The sequence below is a fragment of the Hymenobacter montanus genome (assembly GCF_014699115.1).
Lineage (GTDB): Bacteria > Bacteroidota > Bacteroidia > Cytophagales > Hymenobacteraceae > Hymenobacter > Hymenobacter montanus.
On record NZ_JACXAD010000009.1, the window covers coordinates 58,134 to 80,455 of the forward strand.

Below are 22,322 nucleotides of genomic sequence, written 5' to 3' on the forward strand. Positions count from 1 at the left end.
TGCTGGCAGCTCAGCTACCAGCCTGCGCCCAATTGCCCGCTTAATTCAAGTAAGCCTCTCCGCAAAATCCACGCCTAACAAAAAATGCCGCCCCAAGGCAGCACTTTGGTCCATTACCAGGAGGGCCGGATATTAAGCCGGCCGGGAGTAGCGGGGGTCAAAACTGGCGCCGCCAAAAGCATACAGCATCACGGCCCGCGCATACCGAAACATCAGGGGGGTAAACACCAACACCGCCGCCGCTACAACCCCGACGTACACCCACACCGCCGGGTCATGGCCAAGGAAATACAAGAGCAGCCCCACCACGGCTACAATCAACGTGGAAAACCCATAGCTGATGTACATCGCGCCCCAGTAAAACCCTACCTCGGGCTCGAAGGCCTGCCCGCACACGGGGCACTGGGCCGGCATTTCATCGAACCGGCGCAGGTTCAGGGCGGAGTACGAAAAGAGCTTGCCGAGGCGGCAGCGCGGGCACCGCAGGGCCAATAAAGCGAGCACGGCCGCTGGCGCGCCCATTATTTCTTCGCCGGCTTGGGGTGCGTGCGGCGGTACCAGAAATAGCCTACCATGCCCATCAAAAGGTAGGGCACGACCATCATATACACGATACCTTTGTTGAGACCGGCTACATCGTAGTCGTCGCGCTCCTGGCGGGCCGCCTCTACCTGCGACTTACACATCACGCATTGCGCGCGCGCCGTTAGGGGAGCCAAGCTGAGCAACAAGCCTAGCAACAGGGCAAAACTTGCGAGAAAAAAGGTCTTTTTCATGGTAATAGAACACCGGGATGGCCGCAAAGTTCGAGCAGCCAGATGAAGGCAGCCGGCGCTTCCACTGAGCCTAGGTGTAATAAGGGGCAATCATGAAATAAACGATAACACCCGTTACCGATACGTAAAGCCAGATCGGGAAGGTCCAGCGAGCGATGCTTTTGTGTTTGGTATACTGCCCCGTAAGCGCGAAGTACAGCGTAAACAGCACCAGGCCCACGGTCACAACCGCCAGGCTGATGTGGGTGAGTAGCAGGAAGAAATAAACATAGCGCACCGCGCCGACACCGCCAAAATGGGTGCTTTCCACCTGCGAGTGGTAAGCCACGTACGATAGCAGGAACAGCCCGCCCAGCACAAAGGCCGTACCCATCATGGCCCGGTGACGCAGCACTTGGTTGCGGCGGATGAAATAATAGCCGGCCAGTAGGCACAAGGCCGTCAGCGAGTTAAGCACGGCGTTTACGGCCGGCAAAAACTTTACTTCCGCGCCCGGAATTCGGAATAGGGCCGGAAACGAAAAGAGCACCGCTACCAGCAGCGGTACCACTACGCCCAGGGTACCGAGGATGATCTTGTAGCGGGTGTAGTCGCCCGGGGCCAGCACGGGCGGGTGCAATCGTTCAGTGGGGGTGTTCATAGTCGTAAAGCTGCACGGTTATTTCCGTGAGTAATCGATCAATTTCCCGGCCATCGGTGCCGTCGTAAACACCGCGCACGCGGCGTTGGTTATCAACTAATAACAGCCGGCCGGCGGGGATGTTGGCCGTGTATACTGCCCCCGGCAACCGTTTCGGGTCGGCAGTCAGGCGAAACTCGTGCAAGGTTAGCTGCTTGAGGGTATCGGGCGGGCCGGCCAGGAAAAACCACTTGCCGGCAATAGTCCCGTACTGCTCCGCCAGCCGGGTTAGCGCCGCTGCCTTAGTGGCTTCGGCGCTCAGCACGAACGTAACCAGGCGCACCCGGGGTTCGTGCCGGAACTTCTCCTGCACCCGGAGCAGCGCGCGGGCCACGCCCGCGCTGGCCGCGTCGTCGCCGTAAAACTGAGCGATGTACACCCCCCGGCCCAGCTCTTGGCTATTTACCGCCCGCCCCGTCGAGGCCGCCAGGCGAAATGGAGCAACCTGATGAAAAACGGTATCGCGCCGCCACTTTCCGCCAACCAGCGTGGAATCCACGCGGTCGGGCAGGTAAGTGGGCAGCGCGTAACGGTTGGAGCCGAAGCTGAACAGAAACAGAAAAGCCAGTACCGGCACCAATAGCAGCAGCCCCAGCAGGAGGGTTTGGCGGGGCCGCATCCGCTATTTGAACATGTTTTCGAGTACTTCGCCCATGAACGAGCCTTCGGTAACCAGGGCTACCAGCAGCCACACCAGCAGGGAAATAGGCACGAGGATGGTCCAGATCAGCCCTTTGGTTTCGTGCTTCAAGTGCATGAACTCACCCACGATGAAGAAGGCCTTGAAGATGGTGAGGATAATGAAGATGCTGTTGCGCATCGTACCCGGGTGCATCAGGAAGACGAAGACGAATTCAACGGCCGTAATGCCGACCAGGATGCCAAACACCCGCCAAATCCAGGCGGTGTTCGGCTTAGGAATTTCGCCAGGGGCGAGTGATTGCTCAGTAGTTGCGTGGGAAGCCATCAGGAATAATTAAAAATTAAAAGTGAAAAATTAAAAATGGTGACCGGGCCTTGGAGCAGCGCCGATTTTTAATTTTTAATTCTCAATTCTTAATTGATTTAAACGAGGTAGAAGAACGTGAAGACGAATACCCACACCAAGTCTACAAAGTGCCAGTAGAGGCCGATTTTCTCAATCATTTCGTAGTGACCCCGCTTTTCAAACGTGCCGTTGGTAGTGGCAATGAAGCACCAAATCAACAGGCAGACTCCCGAGAAAACGTGCGTGCCGTGGAAACCCGTGATGAAGAAGAACAAGTCGGCGAACAGGACCGGGCCATACTGGTTCATGGCCAGGTTGGCCCCGTGAAACACGGTTCCGTCCGCCATCACGGTGCCTTCGGTGTGGCCGTGGATAAAGTGGGTCCACTCCCAGGCCTGGCTGCCCAGGAACGTGGTACCAAACAGGATGGTCCACAACAGCCACTTCTGCACGTCCGCCTTGTCCATACGGTGGCCCGCCTCTACCGCCAGTACCATGGTCACCGAGCTCAAAATCAGGATCATGGTCATCAATGCCACGAAGCCCAGGGGGACGTTGGCCTCGCCCATGCCCGGAAAAGCATTGAAGACGTGGTCGGGAATAGGCCACCACCGCGAACTGAAGACAAAGTCTTTGGCCTCGCCGGTAAATACCTCGTGCTTATGGCGAATCATGCCATAAGTGGTCAGAAAAGCGGCGAAGGTGAAAGCATCAGAAAGCAGGAAGAACCACATCATTAGCTTGCCGTAGCTCGCCTTAAAGGGTTCGTTGCCGCCATCCCAGTTGCCAGTGCGTGGAGCGTCTTGGGTAGCGGGAGCAGCAGGCGGCTGCAAAGTGGTCGGTTGGGCCATAGCGGACAGCGTAACGTCGTTTTAGTGGTTCAAAAGTAAGAACAAATACAGGTACAGCCAAAGCGCGCCCAGGAAGTGCCAGTACAGCGTAGCATTCCCGATGGAAAGCATGGCCCGTGAATGCACCTGATAATTAAGCGCCCGCTTAAGTACGACCGCCAGAAAAATAAGGCCGGTCAGCAAGTGAAAAGCGTGCACGCCCATGAGCACGTACACGAATGAGCCGGACGGATTGGCGTCGGCCCCCCCAAAGTAGGTGTTGCCCGCTACCAGGTCGCCAAAGCTGTTAAATTGCCCGATCAGGAAGGCCAAACCCAGCCCCAGGGTAAGGGCTAAGCCGATCTTCATCCGCCCTATCTCATCCTTGCGAGCCGAGAAAAATGCCCACTGCATGCTCGCGCTGCTCAGGGCAATAATGATGGAGTTAATCAGCAGGGAAGCGGGTAGGTCGAACTCGCGCCAGTTGCCTTCGTCGCGCCGTACGATGTAACCGCTCGTGAAAGCCGCGAACATCATCACAATGCTGAAAATGAGCAGGATGAGCAACACCCGCTTGGGGTGCCAGCCGAGGCCTACTTCCTTTTCGGATAAAGTTTCGGAAGGGTTCATTATGTGGTGGTTGGTTGATAGGTATTCGGGTCCGTCCCGGGGCAATTGCTAACGCCGCGGAGCCGCCCGACTGCTACTGATTAACAACTAAGAACTAGATTTTGTCCAGTACCAGCGCGATTTGTACGATGGGCAAGTACAGAAAAGAGGCAAACATGATGCGCAGGGCGGCCTTGCGCGACTGGGTTCGCATCAGTTGCAGCGTCAGGAGCAGAAAGAGCACTCCGCACACCACGGCCACCAGCGCCGACACCCGACCCGAGATATTGAATTCCAGGGGCAGCAGGCTGAGCGGAATCAGCAGCAGCGTGTAGGTCATGATTTGGAATGCCGTGCGCAGGTCGCGGTTGCCCGGCGAGGGCAGCATTTTGAAGCCCGCCCGCTTGTAATCCTCATCCGCAACCCAGGCAATGGCCCAGAAATGTGGAAACTGCCACATAAACTGAATGCCGAACAACACCCAGGCTTCCACCCCGAGGTGGCCGGTAGCCGCTACCCATCCGATAAGCGGCGGCAAGCCCCCCGGAATAGCTCCTACGGCTACGCACACCGGCGAAATGGTTTTTAGCGGGGTGTAGATAAACCCATAAAGAATGAGCGACAACAACGAAAGCGCGGCCGTAAGCGGGTTGAAGCAATAAGCCAACAAGGCCAGCCCCACCGCTCCCAGCAGCACGCAGAACACCCAGGCTTCGGCCGGGGAGATAATGCCCAACGGCAGCGGGCGCCGGGCCGTGCGGGTCATGAGCTTGTCTAGCTCCCGCTCGTGAATCTGGTTGATGATGTTAGCGGAGCCGGTTACCAGTAAGCCCCCCACCAGCACCAGCAGGGCCTGGCTCCAGCTAAACTCGCGCGCTCCCAGCAGGTACCCTATCGCGCTGGAAAACGCCACCGTGAGCGAAAGCCGGAATTTGAGCAGCTGAAAGTAGGCGCGGGCCTTAAGCATCAATAACCTTAGTAATTTCGTCGCTGATCCCCTCTGAATTGAACCTCAGCCGAACGGGCCCGCAAAGTTACGCAACAACCCGCCGGACAGCACCCACGGGAGGAATTGTTTCCCCGGTTTTCCGGGCGCGGGCAACGGCCATCAAGGTCAGGAACTGCACCCCGAACAACCCGGTGGCCAGCGTAAGGTGCACGGGCTGCACGGCGGCGGGCAAGGCAAAGGAGGCTAAAACGATGCCCGCCACAATTTCCAGCCCGATAATGCCCAGGGTGGCCGTTACCAGGCGGCGCAAACGCGGCTGGGCTAATTGCCAGAGCTCGTACCCTACGTAAACGTTCAGCAGCAACAGCCCGGCCGAGACCGTGCGGTGCACGCTGAATACGCCGCCCAGCTTCGTCACCCAGGTTTCTCTGGCCAGGTACCCCGCCGCCGCGGATACTACGTCGACCTGCTCGCGTACTTGCGTACCCAGTACTATTTGCCAGAAAGTGAGCAGCAACGCCGCCCAGAGTCCCCAGCGCAAGCCATTGCCGGCCTCTTTGCTAAGTTGAGGTTGCGGGCTGGCCGCCTGTGCTAGCTTCAGATCCGGTTCGGCCCTCCCCTGCGCCCGCTCCACCGCGTACAGCAGCAGCGCCACAATCACTAGCGCCAAGGCCATGTGCACCGTCACCATGACGGGCAGCAAGTTGGTCGACACCACGAGCGACCCCAGGTATCCTTGCACTCCGGTGAGCAGAAACGAGGCCAGGGCCAGCCAGAATACCGACCGGTCCCGGCCCCAATAAGGCAGGGCGAAAACAACCGTGAGGAAGACAAATACCCCAATCAGGGCCCCCAGCAAACGATTCAGATACTCAATCCAGGTTTTCACCGCGTTGAAGTCGGTCTCGATGTACTGCGTGGGATGAGCGAAGATGCTGCCGGCCACTTGGGTAAAGCCCAGGCGTTGCAGCGTGCGGGCCAGCTTCTGGTTTTTAGCCACCCGCTGCGCGGTATACACTTCCTTATAGTTGGCCGGGAGCTGGCTAATCTCCGTGGGCGGCACCCAACTGCCAAAGCACTTGGGCCAGTCGGGGCAGCCCATGCCACTACCCGTACTACGCACGATTCCTCCCACCAGAATCAGCAGGTAGACGGCAACGACTGTCAATATTCCGACGAAGCGGAAACGGCGAACTACCGGGCTTATTTGTAGGCTACTCATTGCATCAACAACAAATTTTTCTGGGTAATTGTCCTCCATGAGCACCGAAAAAGTGGTTTGCTGGATACAAAAACGGGCCGCCGGTTAGGCGGCCCGTTTCGGGACTTTGTTACTTAACAGACTACTCTGCCATGTCTTGCTCGTAGGGCAGGTTCGATGACTGAGTCTGCGAGTAGGGTACGTTTTGCGGAATGAAGTCCGCTTCGGAGCCCGGCTTGCTGTAATCGTAAGGCCAGCGGTAAACGGCCGGAATCTCGCCGGGCCAGTTGCCGTGACCGGGGTTAATCGGCGTGGTCCACTCCAGGGTGGTAGAGTTCCAGGGGTTCTGGGTAGCCCGCCGGCCCCGGAAGATGCTGTAGAAGAAATTGAACAGGAAGATGAACTGGCCCAGGAAGGCAATGATAGCCGCGATGGAGATAAACCGGTTCAGGTCCGCGAATTGCGAGAAGGCATCGAAGCCCGTCCAGGCGTAGTAGCGACGGGGGAAGCCGGCGATGCCGACGTAGTGCATGGGCATAAACACCAGGTACACGCCCACGAAGGTCAGCCAGAAGTGGATGTAGCCCAGCTTCTCGTCCATCATGCGGCCGAACATCTTCGGGAACCAGTGATAAACCCCGGCAAACAAGCCGAAGAACGCCGCCGCGCCCATTACCAGGTGGAAGTGAGCTACCACAAAGTAGGTGTTGTGCATCTGAATGTCGAGGGTGGCGTTACCCAGGATAATACCGGTCAGGCCCCCCGAAATAAACAGCGACACGAATCCAATGGCGAACAGCATGGCCGCCGTGAAGCGGATGTTGCCGCGCCACAGCGTGGCCAGCCAGTTGAACACTTTCACGCCCGAGGGCACCGCGATAATCAGGGTCAGGAACATGAAGACCGAACCCAGGAACGGATTCATGCCGGTTACGAACATGTGGTGAGCCCACACGACGAACGAAAGCAACGAGATACCAATCAGCGAGCCAATCATGGCGCGGTAGCCGAAGATAGGCTTACGGGCGTTGGTGGCCAGCACTTCCGAAACCATGCCCATGGCGGGCATAATCACGATATATACCTCGGGGTGGCCCAGGAACCAGAACAAGTGCTGAAACAGCACCGGCGAGCCGCCCTGGTTGCTCAAGGCCTGCCCGGCAATGTAGATATCCGACAGGAAGAACGAGGTGCCGAACGAACGGTCGAACACCAACAGCAGCGCGGCGGAGAACAATACCGGGAACGCCAGGATACCCAGAATAGCCGTCAGGAAGAAGGCCCAGATGGTGAGCGGCAGCTTGCTCATGCTCATGCCCCGGGTACGCAGGTTGATAACCGTGGTAACGTAGTTAACCCCACCCAGCAACTGCGAAACGATGAAGAACACCATGCTCACCAGCCACAGGGTCATGCCGGCTCCCGAGCCTGGAATAGCCTGCGGTAAGGCACTCAGGGGCGGGTAAATGGTCCATCCCGCGGCGGCAGGGCCGGTTTCGATGAACAGCGAGGCAAACATGATCACGCTGGACAGAAAGAAGAACCAGTACGAGAGCATGTTCATAAAGCCCGAAGCCATGTCGCGAGCTCCGACCTGCAGCGGAATCAGGAAGTTAGAGAAGGTACCGCTCAGGCCCGCGGTCAGCACGAAGAACACCATGATAGTGCCGTGCATCGTCACCAGGGCCAGGTAGAACTCGGGGTTCAGCTTACCAGCCTGAATCCACTTGCCCAGGACCGGCGTTAGCCATTCCATGCTACCTTCCGGCCAGCCCAGCTGCAGGCGGAACAAGCTCGAAAGGGTGCCACCCAGCACGGCCCACAGCATGCCCGTGATCAGGAACTGCTTGGCAATCTGCTTGTGGTCCTGGCTGAAGACGTACTTCCACAGCCAATGCTGGTCGTGGTGTTCGTGGTCGTCGTGATGCAGGTGGTCGCCATGTTCAGTGGCGGGAACCGCGGCGGTACCAATGCCGCCCTGCGCTTGCACGCCGGGCGAGAGATTGGGTTTGGCTGCCATGTCTGACATAATAGAGATACCGTTCGTTAAGTAATTATTAGTAAGTAGCAGCTAAGGGAGCGGGGGCTGCTTCTTGGGCTTCCGCCGGCTCAGCCGTCTTAGAAACCGATGGCTTGGCTTTCTGTTTGAAAGCCGCCATTACTTCAGGATTTTTCTGAGAAAACGATTGCTGAGCGGCGTACCAGTTCTGGTACTCGTCGGGCTCGTCAACAATAACCGTCGCCTTCATGGCGAAGTGGCTACCCCCGCAGACCTGGTTACAAGCCAACTCGTAGTTGAACTTGGGGTTGCCCAGACGGGCGCGCATTTCGTTGGTGGTGGTAGTCGGGGTGAACCAGAAGCGGGTCGGCATGCCGGGCACGGCGTACATCTGCACGCGGAAGTGAGGCATGTACACGGCGTGCAGGACGTCGCGCGAGCGAATCTTGATCAGTACCGGCACGCCCTTAGGCACGTGGATTTCGTTGGAGGTGAAGTCGTCCAGCGCCGATTTATCGCTCAGGTCGAAGCCCCATTCGTTCACGGCATCGATCATGCGGTAGTTAATCACGCCGAGCTTCATGTCGCGGCCCGGGTAGCGAACCAGCCAGTTAAACTGCTTACCCATTACTTCAACCACCACGGCGCTCTTGGGAGCCGCCCCGGTGATGCGCGTCCAGGCTTTCCAGCCGGCAAAAATCAGGGCCGCCATCACGATGGCGGGAATCACCGTCCAGATAACCTCGATCTTGTTATTGTGGGCGAAGAAGAAAGCGCGACGTCCTTCTTTATGCTGGTACTTGTAAGAGTAGATGAAGAGCAGCGTCTGGGTGATAACGAAGGCGATGCCGATAATGGTCATCGTCGTCCAGAACATGCGCTCCATCTGATGGCCGTGGACCGAGGCGATGGGCGGATTCATTTTGTTGAAGTTCTCCGCAAAAGAATAGGCGAACCACGCGCCCCCGCCAATTAGGAACACCAGCATCAGAATAGCGTTGACGCTATTGCTCATGCCGATATCGCGGGTGAAGGTGCCCGAAAAAATAGATGTCAGAATCTGCAAGCGAAACAGCAGGCCGAAGACGACCAACAGCAACACCAACACCAGCAAAATGGTAAGAGCAGTCATTTTTTAGATAATAGAGTTGAGAGCCTAGAGCTTAGAATCGGGGCCGAATCTCAAACAAAAAAGGATTGAGTTCTGAGTTCTAAAATCTCAGTCCTAAGAAAATTAAGTAGTGTGGTGAACGCTCTCGTCCAGGAAGGGATGATGAACGGGAATGAGCGAAGCAGAAGCCAGGCGGCGAGTGAAAAGCATGAGGAAGGCGCCGAGGAAAATGGCGGCTACGCCAATCTCTATCAAGAACCCGCTTTCCCCCTTCAAAGTTGCCGGCATCAGCATCAGATAAAAATCCGACCAGTGGCCCAGGAGAATGGCAATGCAAACGATCTTCATGATAATCATCTGGCGCTTAGCATCCCGGGTCATCAGGCCGAGGAAGGGGAAAACGAAGTTGATGACGATGTTGAAGAAGAATAGGCCGGTATAGTGCCCTTCAAAGCCGCCGAGGCGTTGGTTAAAGTAAACCGCCTCTTCAGGAAGGTTGGCGTACCAAATCAGCATGAACTGGGCAAACCACACGTATGTCCAGAAAATGCTAAAACCGAACATCAGCTTACCCAAATCGTGCAGGTGGTTGGAAGTCAGCGCTTTCAAGTACCCGGCTTGTTTCAGGAAGATGGCGGTCAGGGCAATAGCCGCGATGCCGGATACCCACCACGAAGCGAAAACGTACCAGCCAAACATGGTGCTGAACCAGTGCGTGTCGACCGACATCACCCAGTCCCAGGCCGACATCGAGGAGCTCACGGCGTACAGTACCAGAAACAGCGCGGAAGCATTGATGCTCTTATGAAACCATACCGTTCCGCCCAGTTGGTCTTCGGCCAGCGAGAGCTGACGCAGCTTGTAGCTGAAGTAAGCCCAAATAGCCAGGTAAACGATGGTACGGATGAGGTAAAAAGGCAGGTTTAGGAAACCGCTTTTGCCCGCGATGATGCTATCATAGTTCGGATTGCCCTTATCCATAATGCCCTCGTGGGTCCAATGGAAGATGTCGTGGCGACCAATCAGGAATACGACCAGCATAATGACCGCGCCGGGAATGATCCAAGCGCTGAGGGCCTCGGAGATGCGCTTAACCAGCACCGACCAACCAGCGTAAGCAACGTAGTTGATGGCCATGAACACCGTTCCGATGGTGGATACCCCCAGGAAGAACACGTTGCTGTGCCACAGGCTCACCAGCAAGCGCTTCAACCAGACCGGGCTTCCCTCTTCGTGGACGGAGGCCCCGGCGCCGTGGCCGGCCGAGGCCCCGAGGTGCCCCGCGGCTTCGCCATGCTCAGCCGCACCCCACCCCAGCATGGAAGCCAGCAGGCCAAGAATCAGGACCACTACGCCAGCGACGATAATGGTGATAAAGGTTTTACGGGCGCCACCCGTAACAACGAGCTGTTCAGCCGTGGCGCTTTCTTGATGCGTCAGAGTTGCCATGAGTTATTTATTGCCGGGGATATAGGTAACGCCAGAACCGTTCGGAGCAACGGCGCCACCCTGGCCCGGGGTTTCAGAAGCTTTGTTGGCCTGGGCCTGCCCTTCTGGACCTTGATAAGCGCGGTCGGTTAAATCAGCGGAGTTGTCGGCCGTGCCGGCGGGACCTTTGGCAACCAGCTTGCTCAGCGCATCCGGGCCTTCGCCCCGCTGCAGTACGCGCACGTACATGGCAATCTTCCAGCGCTCTTCCGGGTTTACGATGGAGCCATGGGGCATCATCCGATTGCGGCCCCATTGAATGACGTGGTAGATGTGACCGTCGTTCATGGTTTTATAGGTACCGACGGAATAGTTTGGTACCCCTTTGAACTTCAGGCCCACGGGGCCCTGCCCGTCACCGGCCTCCCCGTGGCAGTGCGAGCAGATGCGGGTGTACAGCACTTTGCCCTCTTCCAGATTAGCCTTGGTGTAAGGGAAAGGGTTGCGCAGAACCCGCTCCGCAATGCGTACACTGTCTTTCGGGATGTGCGTGTAGTAGTTAGCCTTGCCCCGAGGAATAGTAGCAATGGGAGGCATGCGCTCGTTGATGCCAAAGGCATTTACTTTATTGAAGCCTGTTTGCTTCAGCGGCTCGTAAGGAATTGGATCGTACATCTCCGGGGCGTATTCCACCCCAGGATCGTCTTGCCGGGAGGTACAGGCCGAAGCCAGCCTCAAGGACAGCAGCAGCGCCGAGGCGCGTAAGCTCAGGTTCAGCAAATGCGTCATTATTTGTTGGTCATTTCTTTTTGGTTGACTTCCGAGGCGCCGTTGTCGCGCAGCAGCTGAGTCAGCCGAGGAAATTGCGAGCTGCTTTCATCTAGCTCAATTGCCATTACGAACTTGTCGTCGGTAGCCCGTACGTCGATTACCGGCACTTTCGGGCGGGGGTACAATCCCGTAATGGTAAAAAAGGTGAGGGCCATGCCATGACAAGTGAAGAACACCGTCAGCTCAAAGGCCACGGGAATGAAAGCCGGCAGGGCGATGTGGGGCTTGCCACCGATAATCATCGGCCAGTCGAAGCCCAGCATGTAGATCTGCATCCACAGCGCGAAGGCCAGGCCCGTCATACCGAAAAAGAAGGCCGCGATGGGGAGGCGCGAGCGCTCAATGCCCAGGGCATCATCAATGCCGTGAACGGGATAGGGCGAGAACACGTCGTAGATTTTCACGCCGGCGGCGCGAATGTTTTCTATGGCGTGCAGCAGCACGTCTTCGTCTTCGAAGATGCCGACGGCAAAGCGCTTAGTCATGCTTGGTGTAGTTTATGGGTGCCGAAGCCGGGGCTCCTACCGCGGGTTGGTGAGTGTGAGCGGCGTGAGCAGCCTTCTGAGGGTTGTAGGTGGGGCCGTTGTCGACCGTGTACTTCAGGATGGTCTTTACTTCCGCCATGTTAATCACAGGGAAGAACTTGGCGAAGAGCAGGAACAAGGTGAAGAACAAGCCCAGGGTGCCCAGATACAAGCCGATATCGATGATGGTGGGCGAGAACATAGCCCAGCTCGAGGGCAGGTAGTCGCGGTGCAAGGAGGTTACGATAATAACGAAACGCTCGAACCACATCCCAATGTTAACGATGATAGACAGCACGAAGGTGAGCGGAATGCTGTAACGAACCCGGCGGAGCCACACCAGCTGCGGGGAAATCACGTTGCAGGTCATCATCGAAGCGTAAGCCCACCAGTACGGGCCGGTAGCCCGGTTGATAAAGGCATACTGCTCAAACTCAACCTGCGAGTACCAGGCAATAAAGAACTCGGTGATGTAAGCCACCCCTACGATGGAGCCCGTCACCATCATGATTTTGTTCATGAGGGCAATGTGCTCGAGCGTGATGTAATCTTCCAGCCGGAACACAACGCGGGTAATCAGCATCAGCGTGAGTACCATGGCGAAGCCTGAGAAGATAGCACCCGCCACGAAGTAGGGTGGGAAGATGGTGGTGTGCCAGCCCGGCACTACCGAAGTGGCGAAGTCCATCGATACAATGGTGTGTACCGAGAGTACGAGCGGAGTGGAAACGCCGGCCAGAATCAGCGACACGGTTTCGTAGCGCGACCACGCCTTGGCCGAGCCTTTCCAGCCGAAGCTCAGCATGGAGTAGCTGAACTTGGCGATGGTGCCCTTGGCCCGGTCGCGGATAGAAGCAAAGTCAGGGATCAGACCGATGTACCAGAACACCAGCGATACCGTGAAGTAGGTCGAGATGGCGAATACGTCCCAGAGCAGCGGCGAATTGAAGTTTACCCACAGCGAGCCGAAAGTGTTCTGGAAAGGAAATACCCAGTAGGCCAGCCACGGACGCCCCATGTGCAACACCGGGAACATGGCGGCGCAGATTACGGCGAAAATCGTCATGGCTTCGGCCGCCCGGTTAATTGAGGACCGCCACTTCTGGCGGAACAGCAGCAGCACCGCCGAAATCAGCGTGCCGGCGTGGCCGATACCCACCCACCACACGAAATTGGTGATGTCCCAGGCCCAGTCGACGGTTTTGTTCAGGCCCCATTCGCCGATGCCATACCACACCGTGCGGTAGACCGAGTAGAAGAAGACCCCTAGGAAAAACAGAGCCACGCTCAAGGCCGCCATCCACCGAATATTGGGTTTGGCTTCTACCTGATAGCAGATGTCCTGCGTTACGTCGTGTAGCGTTTTGCCCCCCGTAACGAGCGGCTCGCGGATGGCTGATACGTGCTGCATAATCTTATCGGTTACTGATTATTAAGCGTTTTCTTTTGCGAAGAATTCGGACTCGGCGTTACGGATCTTGGTCAGATACGTCACGTTAGGCTGCACGTTGATCGCGTCGAGGGCGTGGAAGGCCCGCTCGCCATCTTCGCGGCGCATCAGTTGGCTGATCCGGCTGTTGGGGTCGCGCATGTCGCCAAAAACAATGGCTTCGGTGGGGCACGACTGAGCGCAGGCCGTAACAATCTCGCCATCCACCGGGCGGCGCTTCTGCTTTTTGGCTTCGAGCTTGCCCAGCTGAATCCGCTGAACGCAGAACGTGCACTTTTCCATCACGCCGCGGGCGCGAACGGTCACGTCGGGGTTGAGCACCATGCGGCCCAGATCGGTGAACATGTGGCCGTTTACCGTTTCGAACTTCTCGTTAGAGTAGTACGAGAACCAGTTAAAGCGACGCACTTTGTAGGGGCAGTTGTTGGCGCAGTAGCGGGTTCCGATGCACCGGTTATACACCATTTGGTTGATGCCCTCGGAGCTGTGCGTGGTTGCCAGTACGGGGCATACCGTTTCGCAGGGCGCGTGGTTGCACTGCTGGCACATCATGGGCTGGAAAATAACCTGCGGGTTGTCCGAAGGGTCTTCCATCGCGGCGTAGGTAGCCACTTTGCCTTTGGTATCGAACTCATCCTTGTGGTGGTCCGAGCTGTAGTAGCGGTCAATGCGCATCCAGTGCATCTCGCGGCGGTTGATAACCTGCTGCTTGCCCACTACGGCAATGTTGTTTTCGGTCTGACACCCAATCACGCACGAGCCACAGCCGATGCACGAGTTGAGGTCTATCATCATGCCCCAGTGGTGGTTATTGTACTGGTAGTCCTGCCACAGCGAAACCTTATTGGGTTTTTCCAAGCCATCGGGCGTGGCAATCTTTTCGTACTCGGTTACCTCCTTGGGGTTCTTGATGTACTGAGCCAGCGTGTTTTCCTGCACTACCGGCTTGCGGTCCATCACCGTGTGGTGAGTCTGGGTCTGGGCAATGGGCGAAGTGGCGTCGGTTTTCGTCAGTGTCACCACATTGCTGTACGTCACGCCGTTGGGCGTTGCCACGGCCAGCGGTGCCGCATTAGCCCCCACCAGGTCACCGGCTTTGCCGGCCAGGGTGCGGCCATAGCCGAGCGCAATGCTTACGGTTCCGTTCGCCTGGCCCGGCTGAATCAGCACCGGCAGTTCGATCGAATACCCGTTAGCTGATACTTTGACGACGTCGCCCTGCTCCCACTTGTTGTCGACGGCCATTTTCCGTGGCACGGCCACGTAGTTACCCCAGGTGGCTTTCGAAACCGGGTCCGGTAACTCCTGCAGGAAAGGGTTGTTCGCTTCGCAGCCGGCCGCGCCAATGCCTACTTTCTCATAGAGAGCCAACTCTACGCCGTTGTTGGTTTTGGCGGGGCTGCTCAACTGGGCCACCGCCGCTGCCACGTCCACCGCCGCGTTCATCATGGGGGGCGCGGGCGCCAGCACCGCCCCCGTAGCCACTCCGTCGTGCACTACCTTGTCCCAAGCCGCATCGGAAGGAGTCAGGGAGCGCCAAGTGGCGCGCAGATACTTATAATAGGTCGTGTTGTTGCCAGCCCAGCGCAACAGGGTTTCCTGCCCTTGACGGGTGGCGAAAAGGGGCGTGATGGCTGGCTGAGCCAAGCTTAAGAAGCCGCGCTTGGGCTCATAATCATTCCACGATTCCAGCCAGTGGTTGTCGGGAGCAGCGTACTGGCAGAGTACACCGGTTTCATCCAGCCGGTCGTTAAGCGAAATGGTCAGGGGCACTTTAGTGAGGCCCGACTTTATTTTCTCGCCGAGGGGGTGGTTATATACCGGGTTGGCGTTGTAGAAAATGACCGCGCCAACGCTGCCATTATTCATGTCGTTTACCAGCGCGGCCATGCGGGCGTCATCGCCCTGGCGCAGGTAGCTCGGAGCATTGGGGTTGATAGTCGTACCAACGCTACCCAAAGCCTGGTTAATGGCGGTTACCAGCGCCTGCACTGCCGGGTCGTTGGAGCCCGACACTACGAGGCTGGCGCCACGGTTAGCGGTAAGGTCCTTGGCGGCCTGGGTGAGTTTATCGTTCTTGTAAGAAGAGGAGCCAGCTCCGGTAACGGCATTGTACAGGGCCAGGGCCACCGCGCCCATTTCCGAGGGCTTCACCGGCACGCGCACGTCGGCGTTGCAGCCGCTGAGCGTCATGGCCGTCTCAAACTGGTAATGACGCGACATGGTCCGCTTATCCCGGCTAATCTTGCGGGTCATGGCGTACTGCCGGCTGTACTCTACGGGCGAGATCCAGGTACCCAGGAAGTCGGCCCCGAGGCTGACGATAACGCTGGCCTTGCTGAAGTCGTAGCCCGGTACCACCCCGTTGTTAGCTTGCAAGAGGCCCGTTACCGATTGGGCATCGTACATCACGTGGGTGGTGCTGGGGTAGCGCGAGGCAAACTCCGCAATGGCCCGCTTAGTCGAAGGGCTAATGATGGTCGGCGAAACAATGGCGATGCGACCGGTAGTCGTCGCCAGCTTAGCCCGCACGGCTTGGTCCAGGGCGGCGATTTCAGCTTTCTGGTGGCTGTTGCCTGACTTGATGGCGAAGTGTTGCAGGCGGCCACCATCGTAGAGGCTCAGCACGGCGGCCTGAGCCCGCGCCGACAAACCACCGTTGTTGATGGGCGACTCCGGGTTGCCTTCCAGTTTGATGGGGCGGCCTTCGCGGGTCTTCACCAATACCGCGTTATAATCGGCACCGGTGAAATAGGTGGAAGCGTAGAAGTTGGAGATGGACGGATCAATCTCCTCGGGCTTATTCAGGTAGGGGATGGCTTTCCGGACCGGCGTTTCGCAAGAAGCCAGGGTGGCAGCAGCCAGGCCAAAACCCATTAATTTGAGGAAGTCGCGACGGGGGGCCGAGGTAGCATCGCTGCTCTCATGGCTTTCCTTGACCGGCATGAACTCGGCGAAGGCCGATTGCATGAATTCCGGGGTGCTTTCCAGTTCCTCAATTCCTTTCCAGTACTTCATTTTTGGGGACTTAGAGACTCAGGGTCTTAGGGGCTGGGGCCGGCTAAGCCGAGAGGTACTTGATTGTTGAGCGGAATTTGTCAGTGATGAGACTCGAGCCTTACTGAGCCATTACATAGCTCTGGGATACCTAAAGGCTCGCTGAGCCAATTAGTAGTGGCACTTCGAGCACTCGGTGCCACCGTTCGACGACACGGTGAAGGGCGCGCCGGCATTCTTGGTGTCGTGCAGCTTCACCAGGTTATCGTAGTACTTGTTGTCTTTGGTGTTGAGCGGCATCTCGCGGTGGCAGTTGATGCACCAGCCCATGGTGAGTGCCGAGTACTGATACACCACTTCCATGTTCTGAATGGGGCCGTGGCAGGTCTGGCACTGCAAGCCCCCCACCTGGGTGTGCTGCGAGTGGTTGAAGTAAGCCAGGTCGGGCAGGTTATGGATACGCACCCACTGAATGGGCTGTTTGCGCTCAATGGCCCGGTAGATTTTCTTGATTTCAGGGGACTCCGTCTTGATCTGCGAGTGGCAGTTCATACAGATGTTGGCCGAGGGGATGTTGGCCGACTTCGACTTGTACACCGAAGTGTGGCAATAAGCGCAGTTGATCTGGTGCTCCCCTGCGTGCAGCTTGTGCGAGAAAGCAATGGGCTGGGTGGGCTGGTAGCCTTGGGTGAGGCCCACCGCCATTACGCTCTGCACGCCTTCGTATAGTAGGACGAGCGCGAAAACCGTTCCTACGATGCCGCGCATTACCGGCGAACGATACAGCTTGCCCCAATCGAAGCGCTGCTCCAGGATTTCGATGTCGCGGCCGTCGAGGTCTTTCCGGCCCCGCAGCACGTCTTTCATCAGGTTGCCGATGATGACGAGGGTTACGACCAGCACGATCAGCACTACTACCAGTACGATGAGCAGGATGTCGACGTACTTGCCGGCTCCGGCCTCGGCTCCACCGGCATCAGTCTTGCCATCGGTGGCGGCCGCGTTGCCATCAGTGGGTCCGCCTTTCGCGATTGCTCCGGGGGCACCTTCCTGCGAGGTAACCCAGGCAACGATGGAGGTAATCTCCTTGTCCGAAAGGGCGAAGGAGGGCATTTGCTGCTTGTTGAACTTATTATAGAGCTCCACGGCGTACGCGTCGCCGCTGGCTACTACTTTGCTGGAGTTCTTAATCCAGGGAATAATCCAGGAGATGGGCCGCCGCTTGGTGATGCCGCCCAGAGCCGGGCCCACTACCTGCTCGTTTACCGCGTGGCACTGGGCGCAGTTGGCTTTAAACAAGGCATCGCCCGCGGCGATGGCAGCGGCGTCGCCGCCTCCCGGGGCAGCGGGCGGGGCCACTGCGGTGGCAGCGGTAGCCCCGGCAGTTGCGCCGGGTGTTACACCCTCCTTCTTTACTTCGGCACTGGAGCTTGCTCCCTGAGCGGCAACTTTATGAGCGCCGGCGAAGGTGAGAAAGAGCGCCAGCAGCAGGTGAGGTAGGGAACGCAGTCGATTGCTATTCATAGAGAAAATAGACAGTAAAACGAAATGCTAGGGGCATTTCAAGGCCACAAATGTAGGTCAGGAATCGTAGGCGGCAAAAAGTAAAACGCAATTTCTGGGCATTCCCGGCCGGTCAGGTACCAGCCGTGCAAGACCTTTCCGTGCTCCCGTACGCACTTGCCCTCTACGGCCCTTTCGACTACTTAACTTATGCTGGCGCGGCTGGCTATCCCCGGTTTTGAAGCCGCCGTTCTTGATAACGCTTTGAGATACAACCTCGGTTTACCGCTTTTTGTTACGCCCTGAATCAAATAAAACCAAGGGCGAAAGTTGGGTAGGCAGTCCTTTGATGAAGCCAGGCAACGGGGGTACTGGCGCGTTCAACCAGGGTTCCGTCTTCGGGGTCTTATCCTATAAGATGTGCTTATGTTCTTTGGTAATCCGTCGGAAAGTCAGTACCTTTGCGCCCCCATCAAATTTTTTCACCCCAAAATTTTCACCCCGTCGTAATGGAAGTAAGAAATTACGAGACGGTCTTCATCGTGACTCCCGTATTGAACGAGAGCCAGGTGCAAGAGACGGTCGAGAAGTTCACCCAGGTGCTTAAGGAAAATAGCGCCGCCATTTTGTCCACTGAAGCCTGGGGCCTGCGCAAGCTGGCGTACCCGATTCAGAAGAAAACCACTGGCTACTATTTCTGCCTGTCCTACACCGGATCGGGCAACATAGTTGACGTACTGGAGCTGGCATTCCGCCGCGACGAGCGCGTCATCCGGTTTTTGTCCACGGTGCTCGATAAGCACGCGGTGGAGTACAACAACCGTCGCCGCAACGGCGAGATGAACCTGCAGAAGGCGGCCAAAGAAACGGAAGCCGTAGCTCAATAATCCAGTTTAGTTAGATATGGCAACTCCCGCATCCAACCGCAATAACGACCGGGCGGCTATGAACAAGCCGCAGGACACCCGCAAGAAATACTGCCGCTTCAAGAAGAACGGCATTAAGTACGTGGACTACAAGGACCCCAACTTCCTGTTGAAGTTCGTGAATGAGCAGGGCCGCGTGCTGCCCCGGCGCCTCACCGGCACCAGCCTGAAGTTTCAGCGCAAAGTGACTCAGGCCATTGCCAAGGCCCGCCACCTGGCCCTGATGCCCTACGTAGCCGACGCTCTGAAATAAATTGTTAGTGCTTGGTGCTCAGTGCTTGGTGCTTGGTGAAATGGACCGTTCTATAGCGACGGAATTTATTTTATCCAGGCACCACGCACCAGGCACCAACAACCAAACCCAGATATGGAAATCATCCTCAAAGACGACGTTAAGGGCCTCGGGTACAAGAACGACATCGTGACCGTGAAACCGGGCTACGGTCGCAACTTCTTGCTGCCCCAAGGCTTGGCCATCCTGGCCGACAAGACGAACAAGAAAATCACGGCCGAGAACGTGCGCCAGGCCGCTCACAAAGCCGAGAAAATCAAGGCCGACGCCCAGGCCATTGCCGACCAGATTGGCGAAATGGTGCTGGACCTGCCCGCTAAAGTGGGCGAAAGCGGCAAGATTTTCGGCCGCGTAACTACTTTGCAATTGGCGGAGGCGCTGAAAGCCAAAGGCGTGGACATCGACCGCAAGCGCTTGTCGTTCGACCAGGAGCCGACGATGGCGGGCGACTACACGGCAACGGCTAACCTGCACAAGGAAGTAAAGCACACGGTGCAATTCCGCGTGGTAGCCGCGTAGCCACTGCTGAACGGCAATTTCAAGAGCCCCGCCATCTGGTGGGGCTTTTTTGTTATGGCTTCGGGCCAGACACCGGTTACGGACTATTTTTGCTTTAATGTTTAGAACTGAACTACCTATTGCGCCAGCCACGAACCAGCTACCACGCACGGCGCGGGTCCTCACCATGGGCTCCTGCTTTGCCGACAGCATCGGCTCCCGGCTGGCGGCCAATAAGGTTGATACCCTCGTAAATCCCTTTGGCACCGTATTTCAGCCCCTGGCCCTGACCCGGCTGCTGCGAGCGGCGGCGGGCGAGGAAGTCGACTGGCAACAACACCTGGTGCAGGCCCGCGGCCGCTGGCAGAGCTACGACCTGCACGGCAGCCTCGGGGCCGAGTCGCCGGTGGAGCTGCTGCAGACCATTCAGGAGCTGGTGCGGCAAACCGGCGAATTTCTGCGGAACGCCGAGGTGGTGTTGCTCACCCTCGGCACGGCCTGGGCCTACCGCCTGCGCGAAACCGGCGAGCTGGTCAACAACTGCCACAAGCAGTCCGCCGACTTGTTCGTCCGGGAGCTGCTGACGCCCGACGAGATTATCAATGACCTGGCGGAAACCCATGCGTACCTGCGGCGCTTCAACCCGCGCCTGCGCTTGGTGCTGACGGTGAGCCCAGTCCGGCACTTAAAAGACACGCTGCCGTTAAACGCGGTGAGCAAGTCGGTGCTGCGGGTGGCCACGCACATTGTAAGCGACCTGCTGCCCGATGTGGCGTACTTCCCGGCCTACGAGCTGCTGCTGGATGACTTGCGCGACTACCGCTTCTACGCGGCGGACATGCTGCATCCCTCGGAAGTAGCGGAAGATTACATCTGGGATAAGTTTGCCCGCACCTACTTTGACGCGGATTTTGGCCGGTTCCGCAAGGAGTGGGCGGCGGTACGGCAGTCGTTGGGGCACCGGCCGCTGCACCCGGGCGCCCCGGAGCACCGGCAGTTTTTAGCCAACACGCTGCAGAAGCTCGAACAGCTAAGCCTTCGCAAGGTAGAAGTGGCTGCGGAGCTGAAAGAAGTACGCGCTAAAATCGCAGCATTACCCGCGCCTCGGCAGCCCGAGCCCGAGGAAGTACCGGAAGATGACGAGGAGCGGATTGACATTGGCCAGAACTCGCCAGCTACCAAGCCCGAAGAAATGGCATTGCCGACGGCTGAGTTGCCGTCCTTAGCTGGGAGCCGGTCACCGCGCCTGTCACCCGAAGAATTCCGGACCCAGCGCCACGCCCGCGGAGGCCGGCCGGAACGGGGGCGGCGCGATGGTCGGGGCCCGGGCCAACCGCAAACGCCGGGCGAGAACGAGCAATTTCAGAAGGCTGCCTTTGCTGGTGAGCAGTCGGCGGACATAAATCCCCCGACTCTCCCCACCCAGCCCCTGGCTGATGGGTCTTCAATCGAGCAGCCCGTGGCCCCCACGGCCTTTGCTGAGGCTGCCAATTTGGGAGCAGATGCAACTGGTAGCGAGCAGCCAGCGAAGAAGAAAAAACGTCGTTCCCGGGGCGGAGCTAAACGGACGGCGCGCAAAAACGCTCTTCGGCTGGCCACTGGCGAGGTTGCATCAGCAGATACCGTTCTTCCGGAAAATGCGGCGGCCCTGCCGCCATCTATGCCGGAGGCGGGGGCGGCGGACGAACCGCTCCGAGAACAATTCGGAGAAGTACCCTCCCCTATCAGCGGTATCTCGGCGCCAGAGAAGCTGAGTGGGCAGCGTGGTAAGCCAAGACGCCCACCCCAAGTGGCTCTTTACGCTCCCGCCCCCGAGGCACCAGTAGCAGCCGAAACACTGACTCCAACTGAGGCAGTCGCGCGGCCTTCTGAAACAGCCAGCTCCCCGATAGAGGCAGAGGCAAGTAGTAGCGATACATCCAGGATTGAGCCTAATCCTACTACGTCGAGGCGCAATCGTAACCGGGGCAAAAGAGCTGAGGTACTGGCCCAGGCCGTTGAGGCCCCCACAGCTATCAGCGCCTCTGCTCCTGGCCCGACGGTTGCCCCAATATCCGATAACGGGGAGCAGTTAACTACCCCGACCCCTCCTAAGCCCGTTCGCGCGGAGGGCAGCCGCCGCAACCAGGTTAGGCAGCCCCCCCCCGCACCGGTGGGACCAACCCCGGTGGCGACGGATCCTGCTCCGGCCGCCAACGAACCCGCCGCGCCGGAAACGACGCCCCCGCCGCCGGCTCGCCACTCCAACCGTGCTAAGCGTGTCGTGACGGGGGCACGCACGGAGAAGCCAGCGGTGGATATTCCCGTGGTGCCAGTGCCAGACGCGCTCTCGGGGCGCACGCAGGTAGCGGCCGGCCGCATGAAGGGCACTTCGGCCTCACTAATTGAAGCAAGCGCCGAGCCGGCAGTCCAAACCGGGAAGGCAGCGCCGAAGCAGTCCGCCAAAGCAGTTGCCTCCAAAAAAGATGCTTCCCAAGCAGCTGCTCCCCCCAGAGCCGCGAAAGCTAAATCGACGAAATCCAAACCAGATTTAGCGCCAACAACTCCGGAGGCGGGGCCGAGCGCTGCGGAAACTGCCGCAGCAGTTACTAAACGAAAACCAGCGGCCAAGGCTAAACCGGGGGCTAAATCTGGGGCGGATAAGCCTAAACCGCCGAAGAAGCCCACCAAGCCTGCTTAATTATTTCTTCAAACCCGGCTCTTTTTGCCGGGTTTGTTGTTTCAGTACTCC

Annotated in this window: 21 protein-coding genes; 4 read left to right on the forward strand and 17 right to left on the reverse strand. The window is 58.0% G+C overall.

From position 1 onward, the window contains the following. Positions 1–132: 132 nt before the first annotated feature. The 17 genes from IC235_RS09715 to IC235_RS09795 all read right to left on the reverse strand — a co-directional run bounded on the left by IC235_RS09715 (position 133) and on the right by IC235_RS09795 (position 17,896). Complete coding sequence (locus IC235_RS09715; protein ID WP_317173551.1) at positions 133–504, reverse strand: DUF983 domain-containing protein; 372 nt, start codon at positions 502–504, stop codon at positions 133–135. A 17-nt stretch (positions 505–521) separates the two neighbouring features. Then, entirely contained in the window at positions 522–776 is a 255-nt protein-coding gene (locus IC235_RS09720; RefSeq protein ID WP_191004982.1) for a hypothetical protein, read from the reverse strand. Positions 777–846: 70 nt separating this feature from the next. Beyond that, a complete protein-coding gene (locus IC235_RS09725) occupies positions 847–1,416 on the reverse strand; it encodes a DUF420 domain-containing protein (RefSeq protein WP_191004983.1) in 570 nt (189 codons plus the stop codon). Continuing rightward, the gene (locus IC235_RS09730; protein WP_191004984.1) at positions 1,400–2,074 is read right to left on the reverse strand and encodes a thioredoxin domain-containing protein; all 675 of its coding nucleotides are present in this window, start codon (positions 2,072–2,074) and stop codon (positions 1,400–1,402) included. Before IC235_RS09730 ends, IC235_RS09725 begins: the two co-directional genes overlap by 17 nt. Before the next feature lie 3 nt (positions 2,075–2,077). Next, entirely contained in the window at positions 2,078–2,422 is a 345-nt protein-coding gene (locus IC235_RS09735) for a cytochrome C oxidase subunit IV family protein (RefSeq protein WP_191004985.1), read from the reverse strand. Positions 2,423–2,520: 98 nt separating this feature from the next. Then, positions 2,521–3,294, reverse strand: coding sequence for a cytochrome c oxidase subunit 3 (locus tag IC235_RS09740; protein ID WP_191004986.1), 774 nt, complete (start codon positions 3,292–3,294; stop codon positions 2,521–2,523). A gap of 21 nt (positions 3,295–3,315) precedes the next feature. Further along, positions 3,316–3,903, reverse strand: coding sequence for a cytochrome c oxidase subunit 3 (locus tag IC235_RS09745; RefSeq protein WP_191004987.1), 588 nt, complete (start codon positions 3,901–3,903; stop codon positions 3,316–3,318). A gap of 94 nt (positions 3,904–3,997) precedes the next feature. After that, on the reverse strand, positions 3,998–4,849 hold the full coding sequence (gene cyoE, locus IC235_RS09750; RefSeq protein WP_191004988.1) for a heme o synthase: 852 nt from the start codon (positions 4,847–4,849) through the stop codon (positions 3,998–4,000). A 67-nt stretch (positions 4,850–4,916) separates the two neighbouring features. Then, positions 4,917–5,999, reverse strand: a complete 1,083-nt coding sequence (locus IC235_RS09755) for a COX15/CtaA family protein (protein ID WP_240540715.1) — start codon at positions 5,997–5,999, stop codon at positions 4,917–4,919. A 175-nt stretch (positions 6,000–6,174) separates the two neighbouring features. Then, complete coding sequence (locus IC235_RS09760) at positions 6,175–8,052, reverse strand: cytochrome c oxidase subunit I (RefSeq protein WP_191004990.1); 1,878 nt, start codon at positions 8,050–8,052, stop codon at positions 6,175–6,177. 37 nt (positions 8,053–8,089) lie between these two features. Beyond that, positions 8,090–9,163 carry a cytochrome c oxidase subunit II gene (locus tag IC235_RS09765; RefSeq protein WP_191004991.1) on the reverse strand — a complete coding sequence of 358 codons (1,074 nt, stop codon included), beginning with the start codon at positions 9,161–9,163 and terminating at the stop codon, positions 8,090–8,092. A gap of 102 nt (positions 9,164–9,265) precedes the next feature. Further along, a complete protein-coding gene (locus IC235_RS09770) occupies positions 9,266–10,591 on the reverse strand; it encodes a quinol:cytochrome C oxidoreductase (RefSeq protein WP_223847185.1) in 1,326 nt (441 codons plus the stop codon). 3 nt (positions 10,592–10,594) lie between these two features. Further along, positions 10,595–11,359 (reverse strand): c-type cytochrome, encoded by a 765-nt coding sequence (locus IC235_RS09775; RefSeq protein WP_191004992.1) that lies wholly within the window; start codon positions 11,357–11,359, stop codon positions 10,595–10,597. Continuing rightward, entirely contained in the window at positions 11,359–11,886 is a 528-nt protein-coding gene (locus IC235_RS09780; RefSeq protein WP_191004993.1) for a DUF3341 domain-containing protein, read from the reverse strand. The genes IC235_RS09775 and IC235_RS09780 overlap by 1 nt, the downstream gene beginning before the upstream one ends. After that, the gene (nrfD, locus tag IC235_RS09785; RefSeq protein ID WP_223847186.1) at positions 11,879–13,336 is read right to left on the reverse strand and encodes an NrfD/PsrC family molybdoenzyme membrane anchor subunit; all 1,458 of its coding nucleotides are present in this window, start codon (positions 13,334–13,336) and stop codon (positions 11,879–11,881) included. The genes IC235_RS09780 and nrfD overlap by 8 nt, the downstream gene beginning before the upstream one ends. A 21-nt stretch (positions 13,337–13,357) precedes the next feature. Continuing rightward, on the reverse strand, positions 13,358–16,393 hold the full coding sequence (locus IC235_RS09790) for a TAT-variant-translocated molybdopterin oxidoreductase (RefSeq protein WP_191004994.1): 3,036 nt from the start codon (positions 16,391–16,393) through the stop codon (positions 13,358–13,360). 150 nt (positions 16,394–16,543) lie between these two features. Beyond that, a complete protein-coding gene (locus IC235_RS09795) occupies positions 16,544–17,896 on the reverse strand; it encodes a cytochrome c3 family protein (protein WP_191004995.1) in 1,353 nt (450 codons plus the stop codon). Positions 17,897–18,384: 488 nt separating this feature from the next. Here IC235_RS09795 and rpsF point away from each other — a divergent pair, with 488 nt between their 5' ends. The 4 genes from rpsF to IC235_RS09815 all read left to right on the forward strand — a co-directional run bounded on the left by rpsF (position 18,385) and on the right by IC235_RS09815 (position 22,271). Further along, a complete protein-coding gene (gene rpsF / locus IC235_RS09800) occupies positions 18,385–18,762 on the forward strand; it encodes a 30S ribosomal protein S6 (protein WP_191004996.1) in 378 nt (125 codons plus the stop codon). A gap of 58 nt (positions 18,763–18,820) precedes the next feature. Continuing rightward, entirely contained in the window at positions 18,821–19,054 is a 234-nt protein-coding gene (gene rpsR, locus IC235_RS09805) for a 30S ribosomal protein S18 (RefSeq protein WP_035561439.1), read from the forward strand. Between the two features lie 114 nt (positions 19,055–19,168). Beyond that, a complete protein-coding gene (rplI, locus tag IC235_RS09810) occupies positions 19,169–19,612 on the forward strand; it encodes a 50S ribosomal protein L9 (RefSeq protein WP_191004997.1) in 444 nt (147 codons plus the stop codon). Between the two features lie 97 nt (positions 19,613–19,709). Beyond that, the gene (locus IC235_RS09815; protein ID WP_191004998.1) at positions 19,710–22,271 is read left to right on the forward strand and encodes a GSCFA domain-containing protein; all 2,562 of its coding nucleotides are present in this window, start codon (positions 19,710–19,712) and stop codon (positions 22,269–22,271) included. The last annotated feature ends 51 nt before the right edge of the window (positions 22,272–22,322 follow it).

Coding starts and splice junctions, on each gene's coding strand:
- IC235_RS09720 (WP_191004982.1), bottom strand. CDS start 776: ATGAAAAAGACCTTTTTTCTCGCAAGTTTTGCCCTGTTGCTAGGCTTG.
- IC235_RS09725 (WP_191004983.1), bottom strand. CDS start 1,416: ATGAACACCCCCACTGAACGATTGCACCCGCCCGTGCTGGCCCCGGGC.
- IC235_RS09730 (WP_191004984.1), bottom strand. CDS start 2,074: ATGCGGCCCCGCCAAACCCTCCTGCTGGGGCTGCTGCTATTGGTGCCG.
- IC235_RS09735 (WP_191004985.1), bottom strand. CDS start 2,422: ATGGCTTCCCACGCAACTACTGAGCAATCACTCGCCCCTGGCGAAATT.
- IC235_RS09740 (WP_191004986.1), bottom strand. CDS start 3,294: ATGGCCCAACCGACCACTTTGCAGCCGCCTGCTGCTCCCGCTACCCAA.
- IC235_RS09745 (WP_191004987.1), bottom strand. CDS start 3,903: ATGAACCCTTCCGAAACTTTATCCGAAAAGGAAGTAGGCCTCGGCTGG.
- cyoE (WP_191004988.1), bottom strand. CDS start 4,849: ATGCTTAAGGCCCGCGCCTACTTTCAGCTGCTCAAATTCCGGCTTTCG.
- IC235_RS09760 (WP_191004990.1), bottom strand. CDS start 8,052: ATGGCAGCCAAACCCAATCTCTCGCCCGGCGTGCAAGCGCAGGGCGGC.
- IC235_RS09765 (WP_191004991.1), bottom strand. CDS start 9,163: ATGACTGCTCTTACCATTTTGCTGGTGTTGGTGTTGCTGTTGGTCGTC.
- IC235_RS09770 (WP_223847185.1), bottom strand. CDS start 10,591: ATGGCAACTCTGACGCATCAAGAAAGCGCCACGGCTGAACAGCTCGTT.
- IC235_RS09775 (WP_191004992.1), bottom strand. CDS start 11,359: ATGACGCATTTGCTGAACCTGAGCTTACGCGCCTCGGCGCTGCTGCTG.
- IC235_RS09780 (WP_191004993.1), bottom strand. CDS start 11,886: ATGACTAAGCGCTTTGCCGTCGGCATCTTCGAAGACGAAGACGTGCTG.
- nrfD (WP_223847186.1), bottom strand. CDS start 13,336: ATGCAGCACGTATCAGCCATCCGCGAGCCGCTCGTTACGGGGGGCAAA.
- IC235_RS09790 (WP_191004994.1), bottom strand. CDS start 16,393: ATGAAGTACTGGAAAGGAATTGAGGAACTGGAAAGCACCCCGGAATTC.
- IC235_RS09795 (WP_191004995.1), bottom strand. CDS start 17,896: ATGAATAGCAATCGACTGCGTTCCCTACCTCACCTGCTGCTGGCGCTC.
- rpsF (WP_191004996.1), top strand. CDS start 18,385: ATGGAAGTAAGAAATTACGAGACGGTCTTCATCGTGACTCCCGTATTG.
- rpsR (WP_035561439.1), top strand. CDS start 18,821: ATGAACAAGCCGCAGGACACCCGCAAGAAATACTGCCGCTTCAAGAAG.
- rplI (WP_191004997.1), top strand. CDS start 19,169: ATGGAAATCATCCTCAAAGACGACGTTAAGGGCCTCGGGTACAAGAAC.
- IC235_RS09815 (WP_191004998.1), top strand. CDS start 19,710: ATGTTTAGAACTGAACTACCTATTGCGCCAGCCACGAACCAGCTACCA.